This is a genomic window from Bradyrhizobium elkanii WSM2783, assembly GCF_000472865.1.
GTDB classification, from domain to species: Bacteria; Pseudomonadota; Alphaproteobacteria; order Rhizobiales; family Xanthobacteraceae; genus Bradyrhizobium; species Bradyrhizobium elkanii_A.
The window spans coordinates 15,417-35,444 of record NZ_AXAP01000087.1 but is presented as its reverse complement, the minus strand read 5'-3'; the positions used below and the strand labels follow the sequence as shown (position 1 = coordinate 35,444).

22 protein-coding genes and 1 pseudogene are annotated in these 20,028 nt (G+C 60.9%); 7 read left to right on the top strand and 16 right to left on the bottom strand.

Translation table 11 applies throughout. The features are described from left to right. Positions 1–244: pseudogene (locus YY7_RS59150) on the top strand (IS701 family transposase); the annotation flags it as partial. 136 nt (positions 245–380) lie between these two features. On the opposite strand, the gene YY7_RS0140985 reads toward YY7_RS59150, so the two are convergent. The 8 genes from YY7_RS0140985 to gtdA all read right to left on the bottom strand — a co-directional run bounded on the left by YY7_RS0140985 (position 381) and on the right by gtdA (position 6,560). Then, positions 381–1,319, bottom strand: a complete 939-nt coding sequence (locus tag YY7_RS0140985; protein WP_028168222.1) for a LysR family transcriptional regulator — start codon at positions 1,317–1,319, stop codon at positions 381–383. A 324-nt stretch (positions 1,320–1,643) separates the two neighbouring features. Further along, positions 1,644–1,829: a Rieske 2Fe-2S domain-containing protein gene (locus YY7_RS65320; RefSeq protein ID WP_080664062.1), complete on the bottom strand. Its 186-nt coding sequence runs from the start codon at positions 1,827–1,829 to the stop codon at positions 1,644–1,646. Positions 1,830–1,911: 82 nt separating this feature from the next. Further along, the gene (locus tag YY7_RS0140975) at positions 1,912–2,229 is read right to left on the bottom strand and encodes a 2Fe-2S iron-sulfur cluster-binding protein (RefSeq protein ID WP_028168221.1); all 318 of its coding nucleotides are present in this window, start codon (positions 2,227–2,229) and stop codon (positions 1,912–1,914) included. A gap of 2 nt (positions 2,230–2,231) precedes the next feature. Then, positions 2,232–3,098 (bottom strand): alpha/beta hydrolase, encoded by an 867-nt coding sequence (locus YY7_RS0140970; RefSeq protein ID WP_028168220.1) that lies wholly within the window; start codon positions 3,096–3,098, stop codon positions 2,232–2,234. Between the two features lie 78 nt (positions 3,099–3,176). Then, complete coding sequence (locus YY7_RS54490) at positions 3,177–3,911, bottom strand: class II aldolase/adducin family protein (RefSeq protein ID WP_035692285.1); 735 nt, start codon at positions 3,909–3,911, stop codon at positions 3,177–3,179. Then, positions 3,908–4,603, bottom strand: coding sequence for a dienelactone hydrolase family protein (locus YY7_RS0140960; protein WP_035692289.1), 696 nt, complete (start codon positions 4,601–4,603; stop codon positions 3,908–3,910). Before YY7_RS0140960 ends, YY7_RS54490 begins: the two co-directional genes overlap by 4 nt. A gap of 215 nt (positions 4,604–4,818) precedes the next feature. Continuing rightward, on the bottom strand, positions 4,819–5,517 hold the full coding sequence (locus YY7_RS0140955) for a fumarylacetoacetate hydrolase family protein (protein WP_028168218.1): 699 nt from the start codon (positions 5,515–5,517) through the stop codon (positions 4,819–4,821). Further along, complete coding sequence (gene gtdA / locus YY7_RS0140950) at positions 5,514–6,560, bottom strand: gentisate 1,2-dioxygenase (protein WP_028168217.1); 1,047 nt, start codon at positions 6,558–6,560, stop codon at positions 5,514–5,516. The genes YY7_RS0140955 and gtdA overlap by 4 nt, the downstream gene beginning before the upstream one ends. Before the next feature lie 351 nt (positions 6,561–6,911). Between gtdA and YY7_RS0140940 the strand changes: the two genes are divergently transcribed. After that, complete coding sequence (locus YY7_RS0140940; protein WP_028168215.1) at positions 6,912–7,946, top strand: LysR family transcriptional regulator; 1,035 nt, start codon at positions 6,912–6,914, stop codon at positions 7,944–7,946. A gap of 167 nt (positions 7,947–8,113) precedes the next feature. Here YY7_RS0140940 and YY7_RS54485 read toward each other — a convergent pair whose 3' ends face one another. The 4 genes from YY7_RS54485 to YY7_RS63905 all read right to left on the bottom strand — a co-directional run bounded on the left by YY7_RS54485 (position 8,114) and on the right by YY7_RS63905 (position 11,785). Next, a complete protein-coding gene (locus tag YY7_RS54485) occupies positions 8,114–8,821 on the bottom strand; it encodes a glutathione S-transferase family protein (RefSeq protein WP_210164735.1) in 708 nt (235 codons plus the stop codon). Positions 8,822–8,898: 77 nt separating this feature from the next. Next, on the bottom strand, positions 8,899–10,167 hold the full coding sequence (locus tag YY7_RS0140930) for an NAD(P)/FAD-dependent oxidoreductase (RefSeq protein WP_245287588.1): 1,269 nt from the start codon (positions 10,165–10,167) through the stop codon (positions 8,899–8,901). Between the two features lies 1 nt (position 10,168). Then, a complete protein-coding gene (locus tag YY7_RS0140925; protein ID WP_028168213.1) occupies positions 10,169–11,344 on the bottom strand; it encodes a Rieske 2Fe-2S domain-containing protein in 1,176 nt (391 codons plus the stop codon). Between the two features lie 195 nt (positions 11,345–11,539). Further along, complete coding sequence (locus YY7_RS63905) at positions 11,540–11,785, bottom strand: hypothetical protein (protein ID WP_028168212.1); 246 nt, start codon at positions 11,783–11,785, stop codon at positions 11,540–11,542. On the opposite strand from YY7_RS63905, the gene YY7_RS63900 reads away from it, so the two are divergent. The 5 genes from YY7_RS63900 (at position 11,784) to YY7_RS0140890 (ending at position 16,889) form a co-directional block, all read left to right on the top strand. Beyond that, positions 11,784–11,957: a hypothetical protein gene (locus tag YY7_RS63900; RefSeq protein ID WP_245287587.1), complete on the top strand. Its 174-nt coding sequence runs from the start codon at positions 11,784–11,786 to the stop codon at positions 11,955–11,957. The genes YY7_RS63905 and YY7_RS63900 overlap by 2 nt on opposite strands. Before the next feature lie 584 nt (positions 11,958–12,541). Further along, positions 12,542–13,906 (top strand): MFS transporter, encoded by a 1,365-nt coding sequence (locus tag YY7_RS0140905; RefSeq protein ID WP_028168211.1) that lies wholly within the window; start codon positions 12,542–12,544, stop codon positions 13,904–13,906. A 492-nt stretch (positions 13,907–14,398) separates the two neighbouring features. Next, a complete protein-coding gene (locus YY7_RS0140900; RefSeq protein WP_028168210.1) occupies positions 14,399–15,127 on the top strand; it encodes a LuxR family transcriptional regulator in 729 nt (242 codons plus the stop codon). 84 nt (positions 15,128–15,211) lie between these two features. Further along, entirely contained in the window at positions 15,212–15,844 is a 633-nt protein-coding gene (locus YY7_RS0140895) for an acyl-homoserine-lactone synthase (protein ID WP_028168209.1), read from the top strand. Positions 15,845–15,929: 85 nt separating this feature from the next. Beyond that, positions 15,930–16,889, top strand: a complete 960-nt coding sequence (locus YY7_RS0140890) for a LysR family transcriptional regulator (RefSeq protein WP_080664063.1) — start codon at positions 15,930–15,932, stop codon at positions 16,887–16,889. Here YY7_RS0140890 and YY7_RS59140 read toward each other — a convergent pair. Genes YY7_RS59140 through trbF form a run of 4 tightly spaced genes read right to left on the bottom strand, consistent with a single transcriptional unit; the run spans position 16,856 to position 20,027 of the window. Then, the gene (locus YY7_RS59140) at positions 16,856–17,101 is read right to left on the bottom strand and encodes a DUF2274 domain-containing protein (protein WP_080664059.1); all 246 of its coding nucleotides are present in this window, start codon (positions 17,099–17,101) and stop codon (positions 16,856–16,858) included. The two genes, YY7_RS0140890 and YY7_RS59140, sit on opposite strands and share 34 nt — an antisense overlap. A 3-nt stretch (positions 17,102–17,104) precedes the next feature. After that, entirely contained in the window at positions 17,105–18,316 is a 1,212-nt protein-coding gene (locus YY7_RS0140885; protein WP_028168207.1) for a TrbI/VirB10 family protein, read from the bottom strand. After that, complete coding sequence (trbG, locus tag YY7_RS0140880) at positions 18,313–19,347, bottom strand: P-type conjugative transfer protein TrbG (RefSeq protein WP_028168206.1); 1,035 nt, start codon at positions 19,345–19,347, stop codon at positions 18,313–18,315. The genes YY7_RS0140885 and trbG overlap by 4 nt, the downstream gene beginning before the upstream one ends. Continuing rightward, positions 19,344–20,027 (bottom strand): conjugal transfer protein TrbF, encoded by a 684-nt coding sequence (gene trbF / locus YY7_RS0140875; RefSeq protein ID WP_028168205.1) that lies wholly within the window; start codon positions 20,025–20,027, stop codon positions 19,344–19,346. The genes trbG and trbF overlap by 4 nt, the downstream gene beginning before the upstream one ends. Position 20,028 lies beyond the last annotated feature (1 nt).

The window sequence follows — 20,028 nt, the reverse complement described above, 5'->3', positions numbered from 1 at the left end:
GGAGGAACTTGGACTTGATCACTTCGAAGGGCGATCATGGCAAGGTCTTCATCGCCACGCCTTGATGACAATGATTGCCTACGCCTTCCTGCAACATCGTCGCCTCGCATACGCGGGGCGGAAAAAAAAGAATCAACGGGCCTCCGCCTCAGCCAACCATGCCAGCCGTACGTCACGCCATCGTCGATCTCATCCTTCGGCCGCCGTCTCAGCAGTGCCCATATTGCCGAAAGCAAATCCGTGAAAAACAGCGGCGAAAACACAATCTGCCAAAGTAGTGCTAGGTACGGGTCAGATAGTTCGAGGTTTTCGTCAGCAGGCCGACGCGTCTTGCGAATGCGACGTGATCGAGCCGGCACCCCCCTCCCTCCCACGCGTTTTCATACTGTCTTGACCATGCCAGTAAGACTGTCGAGGCTCGCCGATTTGAACAGGTTCACGGCAATCTCGACCGGCCGCTCGATGTCTGGTGTCGAACGATAGTAAATGACATGTTTAGAGCGCGGAAATACCCAATCCGTCGTTAATCCGGCAACCAATCCGCTATTCAGCTCCGTATGGAGCATCAGCGACGTCGAGATGGTCAGCAAGTCCGTTTCCCGTGCATACCAACGGAGCGCAGAAGAGGATTGGGCCTTGACGACACATGGAATCGACGAGAGCACCGTATTGCTTAACATGGACTTCGGATAGGCCCAGAGAGGCTCGGGGAATACCCAGCGCTGCGTCGAAAGAAGCTTCTCCATCGACTGAGCGCCTTCTTTGAGAAGCGGGTGGTTGGCATTGACGAACACCCCCATCAGATCGTGAACTAGCGGCTCGACCTCGACCCCATGGCCAGGTTCGACGGGGAGGCCTGCTCCGATTGCTATGTCCAGTTCCCCAGCCTCAATCATTTCGAGAAGCTCGGGCGATTGTGCCTCACGGAGGTGAAGGGAGAGGTTCCGAAAGCGTTGGAGCAGTTTGTGCATAACTGAGGGGACGTACGATTCCATAGCGGCCGGTGAGCCTCCACAGGCGAGCGATCGATAACGCGAACGCTGTGTACGGCGGAGCATAGCTCCCGCCTCGGCGAGCTGGCTGGCAGCTACCCCAACGTGTTTCAGGAGGGCTCGACACACCTCCGTCGGAACAACTCCATGGGCATTGCGGTGAATAAGCTTATTCCCAAGCGCCGCCTCAAGTCGGGCGATTCCGCGGGTGATCGTCGGCTGGCTGACCCCGAGCTCGATAGCGGCGCGACTGATGCTGCCCGCATCCACCGCCGATCTAAGCAGCATGAGGTTGTACATCTGCTTGGCCAGCACATCCTTGATCATTGGCGATCAGCTCCGTTCGTCCGGGCAGTCGAACAGCGAAACCGTAAATGGCGCAGCGCCGCCCGTTGGAGCGGTCGACCGCGGTTCTCCTGCGGAGGCTGCCTCCAGAGTGATGCATGCCAACTCTCCGAAGACGGTCCATTGGCTCAGTACCCAATATCGAAATCTACGCTCTTCCATTGATCCCGCTCGCTCGTTATTGGCGGGCGCAATCGAGGGCGAAGGCGAGCTGATCGTCCTGGAACTGCGGCCCGCGCTTGTGAAAGCCGGGATGAAAGCCTAATCCCCCTGCAGTCGGCCCCCATGATCCGAACTCCCTGATGTTCAGCTACCAACTCGAATACGAGTCCGAAGCGGAGCTGATCTTGGATAGGTCCGCACGCGCGCGTGCCTCGGGATCATCGGCTGGCCCGGGATTTCGACGACCTCACCATCCGTGTTGAACAGAAGGCCGTGATACATGCAGCGTAGGCGCCCTCCCTCGCAGCGGCCGAGCGACAACGGCGCCAATCGATGGCCGCACGGTGCGCAACAACCTTCTGGACTTCAGCCATCTCACCTACGTCCATGCCAACTCGTCGATGCGGGCGCATCAGTCTTCGGGCGCGATGGTGACCGACAGGCCAGCCAAGTTGTCCGCCAGAATGATCTGACAGGACAGGCGTGAACCTAGTCGCCGATGAGCGGAGCCATCGAGCAAGTCGTTTTCGTCGCCGGAAGCCGGGGCGAAGAGCTCAGGATGGGACTGGCCGATGTACACTTGGCAGGTCGCACACGAGCAGCATCCGCCGCACAAAGCGAGCAGATCGTCAATACCGGCCTTCCGGATCGCCTCGAGCAACGTAATTCCGGCTTCGGCCGAAACGGTGTACATGGTCCCATCGCGAACCGTGACCTCGATCGTCACCATGGTCATGCCTGGGCCAAAGCGCGGATACAGTTGACAGCGAAGTCGAGCTGTTCATCGTGGAATCGGGCAGCGACCTTGTGGAAGTCGATGGCGTGGCCCGCATCCTTGACGACCGCGGCGGAGCTGCCCTTGACGCCGGAAAGTAGGCCCGACAGCTCCTGCACCACCTCATCGCTCGCCACCCAAAGGGTGTCGTGTTCGCCCAACCGAAACTGGACCGGAACCTTGATCGACTTCAGGAGGCCGGGCGCGGTCTGCGACCACGTGGTATAAATCTCCCCAAGCTCCCTGGTGGAGACGGGACGGTAGGCCGGATGCAACAAGTCCGTGACGCTGGCATCGAAGGTTTCGGGCTTGCCCAGCATCAACCGATCCTTGTTCTCGGCACCCGTCTCGATCCAGGCATCAGCCGGAAAGCGGTTGAAGTAGCTGTTCAGGGCTGGATTTTGCACAAGCGCCACGCCCGAAACAGCTACGCCGGCAAGCGGCCAATTCTGGGCTTCGGCGGCAACCATGATCGCTAGCGCCCCACCGATGGAGTGACCGATGAGAACGATGCCGCAGCAGTGGTCTTTATATCGCGGCCACAACCGATCGATCGCCTCGGATAGCCAATCTCTGCTGTTGACAAAGGTCTGCGCTTCTTTGCCGATCGCCCGAGAAAGGCCATAGCCCAGCCGGTCGATGCCGATTACGCCAAAGCCGCGCGCGGCTGCTCGTTCGAGCAGGGAGTACCCAGGGGTATCGAAATATCGGTGGGTGAAGCCGCCCCCGTGGATGGCGACGATCAAAGGGCGCCGGTCGCTTTCCGTTTCGCTGGGTGGCGCTATCGCGCGGCCCGAGACGACAAACGACGGCTCGTCGATCAACCGTTGAGACTCCACTTCCAACCTCCTCTTGATAGGCTCGGCTTGCTAGGTTTGGGGCCGGTCGCCGGCAGTTCACATCTACCCGTCTGCGCTCGCCGCCTCGATCGGCAGGCACTGTCGCAACCATAGCTCCCAGGCCCTGCCCGTGACTGAGCTGATCGTACGTGCACACGTCTCGGCTTCGCCAGCGCTAAGGAAGGCGGGCTCTCCCAAGCCACGGGCGGACAGTTCGATCTCGCAATTCTTCATCGTGTAGATCGCGTGAAACACGGCCTCTTGCACGCTGGAGCCCACGACCGTGTAGCCATGAGATCGCATGAGCACGACGCTCGCACCGCCGAGATGCTCGGCGAGGTGGCGACCGAGCTCGGCGTTGCGGATCAAAAGGTCCGTTGATGGCCCGGCATAGGCAGCGACGTCGAAGGCCGTCGGAGCGCCCTCGAGGAAACCGCACATGTGGCAAATCGGCCGAAGCTTTGCGCCTGGCACGACCGTGAAGGGGACGACCGGCAGGGCATGACTGTGCACCACCGCCTGGACGTCAGGGCGCCGGCGATAGATTTCGGTATGGATGAAGCGCTCCAGGAAGAGGTGCGCACCCAGGGCTGGGGAGACGGGATCGCCAGCCAGGTCGAGTTCGACAACGTCGTCGGGCGTTACCAGTCCGGGGGCTAGACTCCTCGGGATCAGGAATCGATCGGGGCGTTCGGGACTCCTGCAGCTGAGGTGTCCGAACGCATCCGAGACACCCTGAGCCACGAGGATTCGGCTTCCCAGGCTGACGACGGTCCTCGCTTCCAGAAGTGCGTTCATGCGGCCTCCACAAGGTTGGCCCAGAGAAGATCCTTCGTCGCCCTGTCCGCCCTCTCCGCGCTTTCCGGGACGAAAATAGGGCTGCCGCGCCGCGCAAAGGCGTGACCGACGCCGGAGTAGCGCATGACGTTGATGAGATCGGCATGCTGCGCGGCGGCCTGCTCGATCGCCGCCTGTGCCGCGGGAGGACACAGATGGTCCTCCTCGGCAATATGAAGCAGCAACGGGCTCCGAACGTCCCCTATCCGGTCGAGCGCGCCTTGGATAGCGACCCCGTAATAGGACGCTGCCGCGTCGATCCCCGGCCTCATCGACAGCAGATACGCGAGCTTGCCCCCGAGACAGTAGCCGACGGCGCCGACCTTGCGATTCGAGCCCTTCAGGGTGCGGACATAGTCGGCAGCGATCAGCGCGTCTTGGACGGCCAAGTCCGGATCCAACCCCTTCATCAGCTCAGTGGCGCGTTCGCGATCGGTCGCGGGATCCAGTTCGACGCCGGGCTGCTGTCGCCAGAACAGGTCCGGCACGATGGCCGTGAACCCGGCGGCCGCGAAATCATCGGCGGCCGACCGCATGTTCGCGTTCACGCCGAATATCTCCTGCAGGACCACCACGCCGGCACCATTCGGCCGATCAGGTCGGGCGAGATAAGCATCAAAGGAGGAGCCCGCGTCAGTTCGAAGGGTCACCATCGAAGCAACCATTTCCTGTTCCTTTTCATGGCCGGTACGAGGAGGGTCATATCGGCAAGCTGATCTCTGCGCCTATTCGGCGTCGGGCTGGTTTTGGTCTATGCTCGCCTTTGCGAAGATGGCGGAAAACATCGGCATACCCGACGCGCTTCAGATTGAGCGCGATGCGCACGCGCCACGAAGCACCCGACCGGAAATAACCGCGGAGAATGGGCTCAGTCACGTGCGGCCGGCCCGATCACGATCGAACAGTCGCTCAATCCGGCGATCGACACGACAATGGTGTCGCCCTCCTTGACCGGCCCGACGCCAGCAGGCGTTCCGGTGTAGATCAAGTCGCCCGGCTCAAGCTGATAGAAACGGGAGACATAAGCTACCGTCTCCGGAACGTCCCAGATCAGTTCAGCAAGGTCAGCGTCCTGCTTAACCTCGCCGTTCACCGTCAGCGCAATCCGGCCCCGTCGAAGATGTCCGACTTCGGATGCCGGGTGTATGAGGCCGAGAGGGGCGGACTGCTCGACATTCTTCCCAGTATCCCACGGGCGCCCTTTGTCGCGCGCCTCAAGCTGCAGATCCCGTCGGGTCATGTCGAGGCCGGTGGCATAGCCATAAACGTGATCCCGCGCCTCAGCAGGCTGGATTGAACTACCGGCCTTGCCGACCGCTACAACTAGCTCCGCCTCGTAATGGAAGTTCTGCGTTTCAGCCGGATATGCGATCGTCGCACCCGATGGCACGACGGTCTCCGCCCACTTGGTGAAGAAGAACGGGGGTTCGCGGCCTGGGTCCTTACCCATTTCGCGCGCGTGCGCGGCGTAGTTACGGCCAATGCAGAAGAGGCGACGCACAGGAAAGCCCCTGCCCTCGGTGGTCGCGGCGACGATCGGAAGCTGGGGATCGAAAAGCAGTGTCACGCGCGGAATTCCCTATAGAGATTCAGCTTTTCCTGCGCCGCCTTGTCGGAGAACCCAAACAGGACGAGTTCGTCGGCAGCATGCAGCTGCAACTCCGACCAGGACGGCACGGCAAGAATGTCCCGCGGCCTGAGCGCGATTTGCTGTCCGTCGATCGTGGCCGCGCCGCTTCCTTCCACGACCGCGAAGACGGTCCCGTCGGTCGACCGCCGCGCTCGGGTTGAGAAACCCGCAGGCAACAGCCGCACGTGCGCGGAAATCGTGGGCATGACCGGGCCGCCGTTCGCCGGGTTCAGAAACTCGAGCGCGTGTCCAAAGTGAGGATCGATCTGCGCCGACTGCGCTATAGCCCCGAGTGCAGGCCGCCATTCGGCATACGGATAATGGAAAAGCGGCTGATCAGCCGGACGTCGGTCCGCGACAGAGCCGCGCATTGGCCGCATGTTGTGGCCATAGCGTCCGAACGTATCTCCGGGCGGCGCGGTTTCCTTGTGCGCCTCTTCACCCAGGCGCTCGGCGAAACCAGCATCGAAGTGCCGCACGGTCGGAATATCGAGCCCGTCGAGCCAGATCACCGGTTCCTCGGTCTGATTGCCGTGGTCGTGCCACTGCCAGCCGGGCGTCAGGACCAAATCGAACGGGTGCATAATCGCCTTCTCGCCGTCGAGCGCGGTAAAGGCGCCGTTCCCCTCCAGGATGAACCGGAGTGCGCATTGTACGTGTCGGTGGCAAGGCGCGACCTCTCCCGGCAGGACGAGCTGGAGGCCGGCATAAAGGCTTGGCACGATCGCGGACTGACCGCTTAGGCCCGGATTTTCGAGGATGAGAACGCGCCTCTCCGCCTGCTCGGCGCTGATGAGATCGCCGGCGCGCATGAGAAGTTCTCTGGCCTCGCCATAGGACCAGCGGTGCACCTGCGCAGGCGACTTGGGCTGCGGCGGCACAAGCTGGCCGAGCAACTCCCAGAGCGGTGTGAGATTCGCCGGAGCCATCTGCGCATACAGCGTTTCGAGCTGCGAACGCTGATCGTTGGCCAAACTCATCCCACCTCCCTTTCCTGCGACCGTCCGTCCAGCGGATGCGGCAATCACAGCTTGTGCGTTCCCTATCTTTGGGAACGCCATGATGGCGGACACACGATGTTCGCCGACAGTGCTTTCCCGTTGTCTAAGAGCGGGCCGGCCCAAGCGCCAATACGAAGGGGAAGCCAAGCCATGTCATAAGGTAATGACTGACCCGGCGGAGCTGGTGGATGTCTTGCCGTTCGATCAGAACCATGCTGCGAGTGCCTCCTGACCCACGAAGCGATATTGCCGAGCGGGGCCTGAGACCGATGCGCGCCGCCATCTTGCCGCGCCTGCCTCCGTGTACCCTTTGAAAGAAAGACTGACCCATTGGCGATACCGGAAATACTGGCCAAGCAGATGTACAATCTGATGCTGCTCAAGTCCGCCGTCGATGCTGGCAGCATCAGCCGCGCCTCTGCCGAACTTGGAGTAAGCCAGCCCACGATCACCCGAGGGATCGCGCGGTTGGAGGCCGCCTTGGGCTACCGGCTTGTCGAACGAACCGCCAAGGGCATCCTCTCGACGGAAGTATGCCGAAGTCTCCTAAAGCACGTCGAGCGCGCCACGAGCGAACTCGCAGAGGCGGGAGCGACGCTGCGCCGTATGAGACGCTCGCGTTACCGTTCGCTGGCCTGCGGGGGCTCGCCGACGGCGATGGAATCGTACGTTCCCTCCGTCATGTTCGAGTTGATCCGGCGCTACCCCACTCTATCGCTTCAACTCTATGAGGCGCCCTCCCCCAAGCTCCTTGAGATGATGCACGCAGGGGAACTAGACATCGCCATCGGGGCGCGCCTCAAAATCGAAGAAAACCACCAAGTCGAGGTTGAAACGCTGCTCCCGGACACGATGGGGGTATTCGTCAATGCTAACCATCCGCTTCTCGGCAAGCCGCAGACGATGGAGCATCTCCTCGCAACACAGCGCTGGGTTCTCCCTGAGCCCCTCTGGCCTTATCCCGCTCAAATGTTGCGCGACATCCCTCTGTCGTCGATCCCCTGCCTTGTGCGTGCGCAGTCCGCTTCAGCGCTCCGCTGGTATGCGCGCGAGACCGACTTTCTAACCATCGCCACCTCCTTGATGCTCCATACCGAACTCAGCAACGGCCTGGTGACTGAATTGACGACCGACTGGAGCTTCCCGCGCTCCCAGCACGTCATCTATTATCGTTCGACGCCCGACGCTGAGCGGCCCGTCGACATCGCCGTGGCCCTTTTCAAGTCCGCGAGCCACGAGAGTCTCGATGGCGGGACGATGACGGCCTTTATGTCAGGAAAGGCGGCCAGCCAGCCGGGCAGCCAAAGTCAGCCCCGTGGGCAACACCGACGATCAGGACATCGACTTCCCCGGGAGAGCATGTAAGGACTCAGGGCCGGGGCAATTGTCGGCCGCCTCGGGGCCCTCTGGATCTCCTTGACGAAACCCATTGCGATGGAGCTGCATAGACGAGAGATCTACACAGCGATCGGGAGGAGCGATCCGATTTGAGATGACCAGGATGGCCGGCCAGGGAATGATAAAATCGCCCCTTATGCGGCTCCGTTGTTCTGGGCTGCAGCTCGGGCTCTATCCGCCTCATCGTACTGCTTGAACTGATCGGCCATCGCCTTGACGTGCGCCGGTCTGGCCTCGCCGCGTGCGACGTAGGCGGCAAGCCTGGGCAGATCCTGTAGAGCATCGGTGTTGCGCAGGTTGCCCAACACCGAGACCATCATCAGATCGCCAACAGTGAAAACGTCTCCATCGAGCCACTGTTTGTCGCCGATCGCAGCTTCAAGATCACTGAGGCGGTTGTGCAGGTCCTTCATGACCTCGGTCTGGCCGGTGGCAGTCATCCCGTCTCCACGTCCGTCATTCGGCGCCGCTTCAGCAGCGGCCCGCTCGACTGCCGCGCGCATGATCCACGGCTCAAGGGAATTGAGCGAGGCGACCACCCACTGGATCGCCTGCATACGCGCAGCGGTGTCGGTCGGGAGCAGCCTGCCGCCGAGCTCAGCGATGCGCAGGGCGATTGCGCCGGTTTCGAAGATCTCGACTTCGCCGTCGGAATAGGTCGGCACCTGGCCGAAAGGTTGGAAGCGGCGATGTTCGGGGCTTTTCGAATAGGCCCAGTCGATCAGGCGAAGCTCGTAAGGGATACCTTCTTCTTCACAGGCCCAGCGGGCGCGGAGGTCACGGGTGATGCCACGCGCAAACGGCGGAACCCAGCCATAGGTAGTGATGAGAGGCTTCAACATCAGTTTCTCCTAGTCAGCCGTTAAGCCTCGCCACTCATTGCCTGATCTGTCGCATCGGAGGTTAACTCCGCTTCAGATCACGCTGAGACCGCCATTTCCTTCAACGGGGTGGCGGGGTCGGCGAGCTGCTCCGGCGCAATCCGTGCACCATCGATGACGAGTGCACGGCCCTGAACGTAGTCTTTGGTGGCGTTGACGCAGTCGAGCGCGATCACCTTCCCGTCCCTGAGGTAGATCAGGGAGAAGCTTCGCGTTGCGGGATCCCCACGCGGTACACACTGGTCGTGGCCGATGGAAAGGCCGACCGTCTGGAGGCGCAGGTCGTACTGGTTCGACCAGAACCAGGGTACGGCACGATATTCGATCGGATTTCCGGTCAGCCCCCTGGCGACGACGGTGGCTTGATCATTGGCATTCTGCACAGATTCAAGGCGGATGCGCGTGTTGTCGGCGAACACGTTTGAATGGAGCGCACAGTCGCCGATGGCGAAGACATCCGGCAGGCTGGTCCGGCAGTGCGCATCGACCGCGACGCCGTTGCCGCCTTCTGCGCCGGCGGCGATTAGGGGCTCGACCGCCGGGACTATACCAATACCGACAATCACCATCTCACAGGGCAGCATCTCGCCGTCGGCAAGACGGACCGCGCAGACGCGCCCGTGCTTTCCCTCCATGCAGTCCACTTTGGCCTCGAGGCGCACGTCGACACCGTGTGCGCGATGCTCTGCCTCATAGAAGCGCGACAGAGGCGCGCCCGCGACCCGGGCCAGAACCCGGTCCAGCGCTTCGAGCACCGTCACCTGCTTGCCGAATTTCGCGAGCACGGCCGCAGCCTCGAGCCCGACGTATCCCCCGCCGATCACCACTGCGCGGGTCGTGGCGTCGAGCTCGCCCCGCATGCGGTCGGCATCCGCCCGGGTCCGCACGGTGTGGACGCCAGCAAGGTTGTGTCCGGAACAAGCAAGCCGACGTGGCGATCCGCCTGTCGCCCAGATCAGGTGCCTGTAGCCGACAGTCGACCCATCGTCGAGTGTCAGCCAATGCGCGTCGGAGTCCACAGCGATCACGCGCTGACCGAGGTGCATCGTGATATCCCGCTCACCCCAGAAGGCGGGCGGGCGGATCAGGATGCGCTCCAAGCTTCTCTCACCTGAAAAATATTCCTTGGAGAGGGGCGGCCGTTCGTAGGGGAGTTCGGGTTCGGCGCCGATCATCGCGATCGTGCCCTCGAACTTGTTCTGACGGAGCGCGATCGCGGCCGCCGCGCCGCCATGGCCGGCGCCTACGATCACCACCTCATATCGGGACATCTTCACGGGTCTGGATTCTTCGGGTTCCCGCTCCACCTCAAGCGGGTGCGGCGCCTTCGATCCTGGCGGCGTCTTCGAGGTCTTCGATCTTGTTGAAGTAGTTGCCCTGGATTTCCTGGCCGAAGGAGAAGTCAGCCGGGCGATGGAAGGTCGTCAGCGGGCCACCGTCACGGATCGCGCGAAGCTCGCGTGCCCACACCCGGCGCAGCACCGCCACGCCCTTGTCCGACACGCCGAGGTGTTCGTTGCTCCGGTCGGCGATCTGGCCTTGGCCGCCAATGCTGACGGTGTCCTGGATGACCGGCAGCAGCGGATGCTTGTCGTCGACGTCGTCTAGCGACATTTCGCCGTTCATGATCCGCGCGACGATGGCCATGGGATCTTCGTATTCCCCCTCCTGGGGGAGGTCCCGGTTGTAGACGCCGACGCGGAAGATCATCACGCTGTAGGTGGTGACGTCGTCCACCGGCACGCGCCAGCCCACGAGCAGGGACATCTTGGTGCGGTCCTGGGGGACCGGCACCTCGCGCATCAGGATGTTGGGCATGAAGCCGTAGCCCACGCGCTGCTTGCCGTCCGGCCGGGTGGAGATCACCACGATGCCGTAGTCGGTCTCCTTGGCGGTGGCCTTGGGGATCTTGGTCAGCCCGTAGTTGGCGAAGAACAGCTTGTGCGTGAAGAAGATGTGCGACTCGTCGTGGTCGTTCTCGACGCGCTGGAAGAAGTTGTAGGGCAGGAAGACGCCTTGGGTCAGCAGCTCCCCGCGGCTCTCGTCCTCCGCTTCGGGGAAGCGGGGAAACTCCGGCGGCTCGCCTTCGCCGACGTAGCAGAAGATGGCACCGAGATACTCCCGGGTCGGATAAGTTTTCAGGCAGACTTTGGCGGCATAGCTCGCGGTTTCGGCGGGGAATTCCTCGCCCTGGCCCGTGCCGTCGAATTTCCAGCCATGGTAGCGGCAGCGGATACTGTTGCCCTCGACCCAGCCGAGGTAGAGCATCGTCCCCCGGTGCGGACACCGGTCCTGGGTCATCCGCACGGCGTCGTCTTTGCCGCGATAGAGGGTGTAGTACTCGCCGAGCAGCTTGACCCGCTTGGCCCGGCCCATCTTCAGATCGGTCGACAGGGCAATAGGCTGCCAGAACCGGGACACGAACCGCCCGGCCAGAGCGCCATTCTCAACCCTGGCGAAGTCGACGTCTTGATCATTATTCATTAGTTGCTCCGTATCATCTAGGAACTCCGTGTCAGCAAAGGCGCTTGCACGCATTGCGATTTGAGTTCGTGATCGCCGACAGTGCTCTCCTAACGTGTAAGATTGGGCTGGCTTGAGTGCCAATACGAAGGCGGAGCTAATGCATGTCATGACGTAATGGAAGCCGACCTTCGAGGCCTACAGGCTGATCTGCGACTAGACCGAGGCACGCAAGACGTGTGCCTCCTGATCTGCAACGATCACGTAACCTCCTTCTTTTTCGATCACTATTCCGCATTCTGCCTGGGCGTGGACGACGTCTATGACGTGGCGGACGAAGGTGGCGGCCGCCAGTGCGTTCCGCCGATTGGGCGGCACGCGGCGCTCGCGCATCACATAGGCCAGCCGCTGGTCACCGACGAGTCCGACATGTCGTTCATTCGCAACAAGCCGCTGGACCATGGCGGGCGGCCTTTCGCACCAAGCGCACGGCGAACGCTGCGGCTTCAACAATACCGAATGGGACGGGCGCTTCCTCGAACTGCTGGAAAAGGATCCGATCGCGCTCACCCGGATGATGCACGCCGACTACGCCCGTTTCGATGGAATGGAGGGTTCGGAGGTCATCATGTGATTGGTATTTGCGCGGCGCGCTGTCGGCGAGCATCCGCTGTACTGGCGGACAATCGCGCAAGGAATTTCAGATGACCCGCAATCAACAGGATTGGTATTCGGTGGCGGGCCAATAGACCAACGGAGCGGGGCCGATTTCGCTTAGCTTGCCGTTGGCGCGTCAGGCACGCTCAAAGGGCCTAGGATCGGCGGCCAGCTGTCCGCTCGGCAAATGGACATGAGGATCCCGGCTGATGCAATTCTGGCGCCCGCGAACGACTTTGGAGCAGGCCCACTTCCTGAGTGCACGGGACAATCGCCACCGAACTCACCACTCGATACCAATATCAGGTCGCGGCGCGACAAGAACAGCCGATCCGACCAGGTTTACAACTCGGTCTGACCGGGGAGCAGGGGCGAGGCATTACGTTCTGACATACTTTGGCTCCACCTTCGTATTGGCGCTCAAGCCAGCCCAGTCTTAGTGCTCAGGACGGCACTGTCGGCAATCACACACGGCACTGCCGACGATCACCATGTCAAATCGCAAGCCGCTAGAGATCGATGGCGGGGCTACAGTTGTAATTCTGCCTGAGGAGTTCTGGCTTGGCTGATGATCAGGATCGCGCTCGCCCCGAGCAGCAGGTGGTTTGGGTCGACACTCTTCTGCAGCGCCTGCCTTTGTCTCGGTTCGCCATCGCGATGCTGATGCTTTGCATCGCAGCGGGCATGACCGAGGGCTACGACACGGTAGTGATGGCGCTGGCTGCACCCATGATTTCAAGCGCGTGGTCGCTGGCACCCCATCAGACCGGCCTGCTTCTCTCGGGCTCGGTCTTCGGAGTGGTGATCGGCAGCTTCGCATTGTCCCCGCTCGGCGATCGGTGGGGCCGGCGTCCCAGCATTCTGCTGGGCCTCGCCTGCGCAGGCATCGCAACGCTATGCGGCGGCCTAGCGCCGAACCTGTGGTCCCTGCTGACGACCCGGTTCGTCGCCGGGTTGGGTCTTGCTTTGGCTTTTCCAAACGTGATCGCCCTCGCGATGGAGTTGATGCCTGCGCGGTTTCGAACGCTCGCTGTGGTCTTGGTGAACTGCGGCTATCCCTTTGGATCGGGAGTAGGAGGGATCATCGCCGCCCACTTGGTCCCCTGGTATGGCTTCAAGGCGATTTTCCTAGTCGGCGGCATCTCGACACTCGCCATCGCGGGCCTTTCGTTCTTGGTGCTTCCCGAATCCCCATTGTTCCTGGCGCGTAAGCCCGCGGCTCACGATCGGCTCCGGGCGCTGCTCGACCGGCTTGGCGCGGTCACGCCCGGGCCTCCTGCTGCATATGCCGTTCACGGAGCGACTGCCGCGCGTTCCCCGGTCTCGGCGCTGTTCGAGCGCGAACGCAGACTCGCGACCTTCCTCTTGTGGATACTCACTTTCGCCAATATGACGATTGTTTATTACCTCTTTACTTGGCTGCCATCGATCATTGCGTCAAAGGGTGCCACGGCGCAGCTCACGATCTTGGCGATTTCGGCCTTCAGTATGGGCAGCGTGGGCGGCGGCATAGTCATGGCGTTTCTGTTGGCGCGGCTCGGTCCAACGATCGTTCTGTCGTGCGCTTACGCCATGACAATCGCAACGGCGATCGCCCTGTGCACGTTTCAAACGGTCGGCGACTTGTTCCTAGCGACACTCGCGCTCTGTGGCGCGGTGACCGGCGGCTCACAATTTTGCTTGAATGCCGTTGTCAACCAATTCTATCCGAGCGCGATGCGGGCAACGGCCTCAGGCTACGCAACCGGCGTAGGCAGGCTGGGCGCCGTGATCGCGCCCGCGGCCGGCGTGGTGATCATGAGCAACCCGACGCTCGCCGCCATTGCGTTTTCCGCGCCCGCCGTCCCTGCCTTGGTGGCGTTGACCACCCTGCTCCTGCTGCAGCTCAAGACCCGTTATTCGCAGGTAATCGAGGTCGTCGGATAGGGGCGATACCGTTCGCCCGCATACGCAATACGCGGTCGTGCAGACACATTGGAATTGCGTCGTGCTGATCGGCCAGGGGCTCATCCCGAGCGCTCGCCGACCTAACTCTCGATAGGAGAACGACATGCCGCGATTGCCAGCTCACCCGATCGAGCCCCTTCTTCACGGATCGTTGGTCACCGCGCAGCTTTTCGGAAGAGCCAATCCCCGACGGAGTCATAGATCAACTGTTCGCTGTGAAGGACGTGTGCACGCTTCGTAGCGCTATGGCGGAGGCAGCTGTCGGTTTTGAATTCCCGAGTTTTGCTTACCTCTCATTAACCCGGTGTGGGGATCACCCGACGCTAATATCGACTATCCATCCGCTTGGACTGCTCGCCACCTCCAAAGTGGCTATGAGCGCATTGATCCCGTCATCATTCGTGCAACAGCCGCTCGACCACCGCCGCGCTTAAGGAAAAGCTGGGCTGCCCCTCCCACCGACCCATGCCGATGCACCGCCTCTTCCAGAAATTCATTGATCTGCTCTTCGCAGCCGAAAGTGCCTCGGATTTCTCTTCGACAATGAAAATGATTTCAGCGGAGCTCGACTTATCCTGTTTCGCATATCTTGCCTTGCCAGGTAGCTCGAATAGAAGACCCCAGCTAATCTCGACTTATCCGAAAATTTGGACCTCACATTATTTGCTGAACCAATATCAACGCATTGACCCGGTTATCCGGCAAGCAATACGACACCCCGAGCCGTTCCGGTGGGGCGTAGATTTGCCCGATAGAGAAATTTCCGCGCAGGCACGGGAATTACTCGCCGAGGCTTCCGATTTCGGTATTCGGTTTGGTTTTACCGTGCCAATCCACGATGGGCGGGGACCGATAGCGGCTCTGACGTTCGCCACTAACGAGAGAAGGGAGACTTTTGAGCGCTGCATACGATCCAACAACCGGGTTCTTCAGCTTATGGGCATATACTTCCATGCCCACGTTCGCCGTAAGTTGTCAGTGGAGCGGACGGTCGAAGGCGTGTCTCTATCTCCGAGAGAACTTGAGTGCCTTGAATGGGCCTCTCAAGGCAAGAGCGCTTGGGAGATCGGGCAGATTCTCGGAATCTCGCGCAGTACGGCAGCCGATTATCTAAAAAACGCTAAGGAAAAGCTAGGTGTTCGGACAGTGGTGCAAGCCGCTACGCGCTTGGCCGCTGCTAGAAAAGAAAAGCAAAATTAAGACGCGCATCCCCTACAACTAAGGGTGATGAATTAAATCAACGATCAAGCTTCAAGAGAGTGATTGAGCACTCTTGGAGGGATCATGATTCAACTGATCACACCGCCTTCGTATGGAGAGTTTTCGAACACTCTCGTTGAAATGCACCGGTTGCGGCATCGTGTTTTCAAGCTCCGCATGGCGTGGGACGTTCAAACCAGCGGCGACATGGAGATTGACGAATTCGATGCACTGCATCCCGCCTACCTAATGCAGCTATCTGACAACGGCCAAGTGCAAGGTTCCGTTCGCCTCCTCCCCACTCTTGGCCCGACCATGCTTCGCGACACCTTCCCCGCGCTTGTTGAAGGCCAACCCGCGCCGTCAACTCCTCTGGTTTGGGAAAGTAGTAGATTCGCAATCGATGTCGCTGCCGACACTCCGAAAGGAGATCACGGTATCACTCGTGCCGCTTACGAGCTGTTTGCGGGAATGGTCGAGTTCGGGCTCTCGCGGCAACTCACTGACATCGTTACCGTCACGGATGTCCGTATGGAGAGAGTCCTTCGACGAGCCGGTTGGCCCCTGCAACGTATTGGCAATCCTTCCGCAATTGGCAACACCTTGGCTGTGGCGGGCTACCTCGAGATTTCGCGCGAGACTCTGGCCAGCCTTCGTAAGGCCGGCGGTCTTTCGACGCCGGTTCTTTGGACGCCGGTAGTCTTCGCGGCTGCCTAGAACCATCCACGCTAACAACCGAGACATACGTCCTCGCATAGAGCGGGGACGTCGCGTCTTTGCGGTTTTCTGCCGAGCTATGAACATGACCGAAATTGAGACCAGGAACGATCAGCGAAACGCAGCGAGAGCTATTGACCTGCAACAGCTTCGACTGGCGGTTGTCGCTTGTGACCACGGAAGCTTTCGACGAGCTGCGGAAGCGCTCTCGATCAAGCACACCGCCTTCAGCCGCGCTATCGGTCAGCTCGAGTACCTTGTGGGCACTTCACTGTTTGAGCGCTCAAGCGGGGGAATCAAGCCTACTCTGGCTGGCCGAGCGGTTCTGCGAATTGCGCGGTTGATCCTGGAACAAGTCGACATGTTCGTTGACACAGGAAGGTCCGGTGGCCGTGGCGATACTGGCCGTCTTGTCATCGGCTTCTTCACATCCATGTCCACTGGAAACTTGCGAGCGACGATAGGTGAGCTCAAGAAGCTGCTCCCGCACCTCGAATTGGTAACGATGGAACGCTCTCGCTCCCGTCTGATGACTGCCCTCCGTAGCGGTACCGTCGATGTTGTCGTTGGGCCTGGACGTCTGCCTTCAGGGGACACCAGGTCACTACTGCTTTGGAGCGAACGCATCCTGATCTCGCTGCCTAAGGATCACTGCTTGGCAGCGCGCGAGATCATCTATTGGACCGATTTGCGTAACGAGAAGATCCTCCTCAGCGAGTATGATCCTGGACGAGAACTCGAGGATCTCCTGATCTCGAAGCTCGTGCTACCTGACGACCGACCCAGGGTAGAGCGCCATGATGTAAGCCGGGGTATCATCAAGAGTCTGACGAGTATGGGAATGGGGCTCAGCCTCGTTATGGAATCGGATATTGGAGCCAGCTTTGCCGGCTTGGTGTACCGAGAACTGCAGGACGGGACGGGACCAAGCCGATTGGACTTCTATGCACATTGGCGCGATGACAATGAAAATCCGGCTCTGAAGCGTTTCCTCAATCTCTTAGCAGAGCGCTATCCCTCACCTCCGCCGGCTCTTGAGGACTGATTGGTTCGTCTCGCCTTTGCAAATCCGCGGTCCGTAGCCATAAAACGCGCCAGCATCGGCGCGATCAGCTTCGCCGGATCGACGCGTTGTCCGCTTTCCCGTGCCAGGGCTTCTGCATAGGCGACGAGATCCCGATGCACTGATGCTGGAAGCTCAATGGTGACCTTGACCGGCTTGTCGTCGGGCAGCGCTCCTATTCTCAACCTGGGCATGCCCTATCCTCCGTAAGGCGCAAGTATGAGGTCACGATTGACGAGAACACGAATCGGGAAACCAGGTCGTACGGTCAGGGTGGGCTGGATATTGAGGCTGCGCCGAACCACCTGCGGTCCGGTCTGGTTCAGTGAGTCCGAGGCGCCGTGTCGCAAGGCCTGAATAATGGCGCTGTCGTTGCTGTTGGTGTCCGAGCCAGCACCTACTTCCGTTCCGACCGTCAGAAACGTCGATAGTGCCGCAGCCTTGAACAGTTCACCCCAATGATTGTCGACCTGATCTTCGAGGCCTGCATACCCGGCAGTATCAGCGCCAGGCTGCCGCTCGAGAACGATAGAACGTCCATTCGGCATGATCAGCCGCGTCCAGACCAGCAGGACCCGGGACTGGCCGAAAGTGACCTGGCTATCGTAGATGCCGATCAGACGCGCACCTTGAGGCACAAGCAGGAAGCGACCGGTCGGCGTGTCAAAAACATTCTCGGTTACCTGCGCGGTAATTTGGCCTGGCAGGTCCGATCGGATCCCCGTGATGAGCGCTCCCGGAATCACCGTCCCAGCCTGCACGATATATGGTGAAGCGGGCCGGGTGACGCGGTCAGGGCTGACCGTGCGACGGTCCGCAGAGGCGTTCACGAAGGCAAGCTTGCGGTCCTGACCGTTTTGCGAAGATCCATCGTCGCCGGTGCTCGTGGCGTTCGGCGGCACGATGCGCTCGCTTCCAACAGCCGCAGCGGCGGACCGACGCGCTTCTCGTCCAATGGTCGTAGCGAACAAATGACTGATGCGGGCTGCTTCGGTCTCTTGATCCCGGCGCTGCTGGTCCGAATCAGCGCCGCTCGGCGGCAACTGGCCTTGAGCGGCAAGGATCGGCCGGCCGAGGTCTCCGGGGAGCGGCGGACCAAGCTGCGGGATTGGCTGGCGCGGAACGCCAGCATAGTCCTTCGGCAGCGTCGTAATACCGTCGGCAACGTTGTGATGCTCTGTAGTGAAAAGCTCATCGGCCGCCTGATTACGGGAGCGATTGTTCTGCAGCGACCACAGCACCGCTCCGCCGATCACCAGCAGGGCAACCGCGCTCCCTCCAGCCAGCGCATTTCGCGACAATCGTGTCGCGCGCGGATGCTCTGCTCTCAAGCGAAAGCTCTTGGACTGCTCCTCTTGTGTCTCCGGCGGAACCGCTTGCTCTTGACCGTTTCCACTCTGCGTGTTCATGACGACGGCCTCTCGTCGGTCCTGACAATCCTGACTTTTTGCTGGTGCTCACCGCCGAGCCGAAGTTCGGCGGCCGCAAACAGCCGATCGACGATCAACACGTTGCCGTAGGCCCGATAGTTGACGAGTTCGGTAATACCATCAGGGCCGATGACGAAGAGCGGGGGCATCTCTCCCTGAACAATTCCTTGCGGGAATTCGATATAGACCTTGCGGCCATCGTCATATGCTGCAAGCGGCCGCCAAGGTGGGCTGTCTCCCTCGATCGTGTAGCGAGAGATGCGCTGCGCCGGATCTGGAAGAACCGGCTTCAGAGCGACTGCACGCGATCGTTCGCGCACTGCCTCAGGATAATACCAGGCAACGGATGGCATGTATGGCCGCTCGCGGGAGCGGAGCTCGATCAGGTAAGTGCGCCGGTCGGTATTGACGACCAGGTTGGTCTCGATCGATGCGCGGGTCGGCTTGACCAGGATGTGTACGCGTCGCGTGTCGCCGCTGCCGCTCTCGGTATCGCCCACGACCCAGCGCACGGTGTCGCCGGCCGCGATGGGACCTGATCCCGTCAACTGCTCTCCCTCCTCGAGCGCGATATCCGTGATCTGCCCCGGCGCGGCGTAAATCTGATAGAGCGCCCCGGGACTGTAGGCGTAGATTTGCGCTGCGTTGAAATACCCCCGCTTGCGGGGCTCGACCCGAGCTGCACTGTTTGCCGTCTCAACCCGGCTCACCGGTTCAGCGTCTTCCTTCCCTCCCAAATTGCCGCCGAGAGACGGCTTCCAAAGAGGTGGAACGTGAAGGGGCCGCGGTCTGTCGTCGAGAGCCGTTGGCGCCGCCGGCAACGGAGGAACTTCACCGTCATAGCTGATCTCCGGTGGAATATAGGCCGCGCACCCACCAAGCATCGACGAACAGAGCAATAGAACGTGCAGACATGCTCGGTTAGCCGTCACGAACTTGGGTCGAGCCGAATTTTGCCTGCTTTGGGCGAGGGGATGCTTCGAATGAACGTCTGACGGCGTCTCTGTCACTGATTCAACTCCTTTGACCAGTTGATGGCGCGGACGTAGACGCCAAGGGGATTCTTGCGCAGGCGTTCGGCATCGCGTGGCGTCTCGATCACAATCGTGAGAATCGCAGTCCAGCGCTCGGTCGAACTCAGCGAGCCGTTATCGTAGGTGCGCTGGGTCCAAGCGACCCGAAAGCTCTCCGACGACGCGCGGATCACGCTCGAAACCTCGACGGAGATTTGCGACTTGCCCAGCTTGGCAAAGGGGTCATTGTTGCGCGCATAGTCATTGAGCGCCGCCGCGCCGCGATCGGTGGTGAAATCATAGGCCCGGAGCCAATTCTGGCGCAGAACGATACCGTCGGCCGGCAAGCCTCTGACGTCTTCGATAAAGCGCGCCAAATGGTAGGCGATCTGAGCATCAGTGGGTTGATAGTCGATGTTGGCGGGCGCGACTCTCTGAGCCTGTCCGAGATGATCGACTTCGACCACCCAGGGCGTGATTGATCCCTGGCTCGATTGCCAGACAAGGCTGCCCGCGAGACCGGCCGACAGCATGAGGCAGCCGAATGCCATCAGACGCCAGTTCTTCGCTTGCACGCGTGCCGATCCAATGCGCTCGTCCCAAACCTGTGCTGCCTTTTGATAAGGCGTAATCGGCTCGGGCATTCGCCCGTAGTGTACTGATGGTCGTTTGAACATC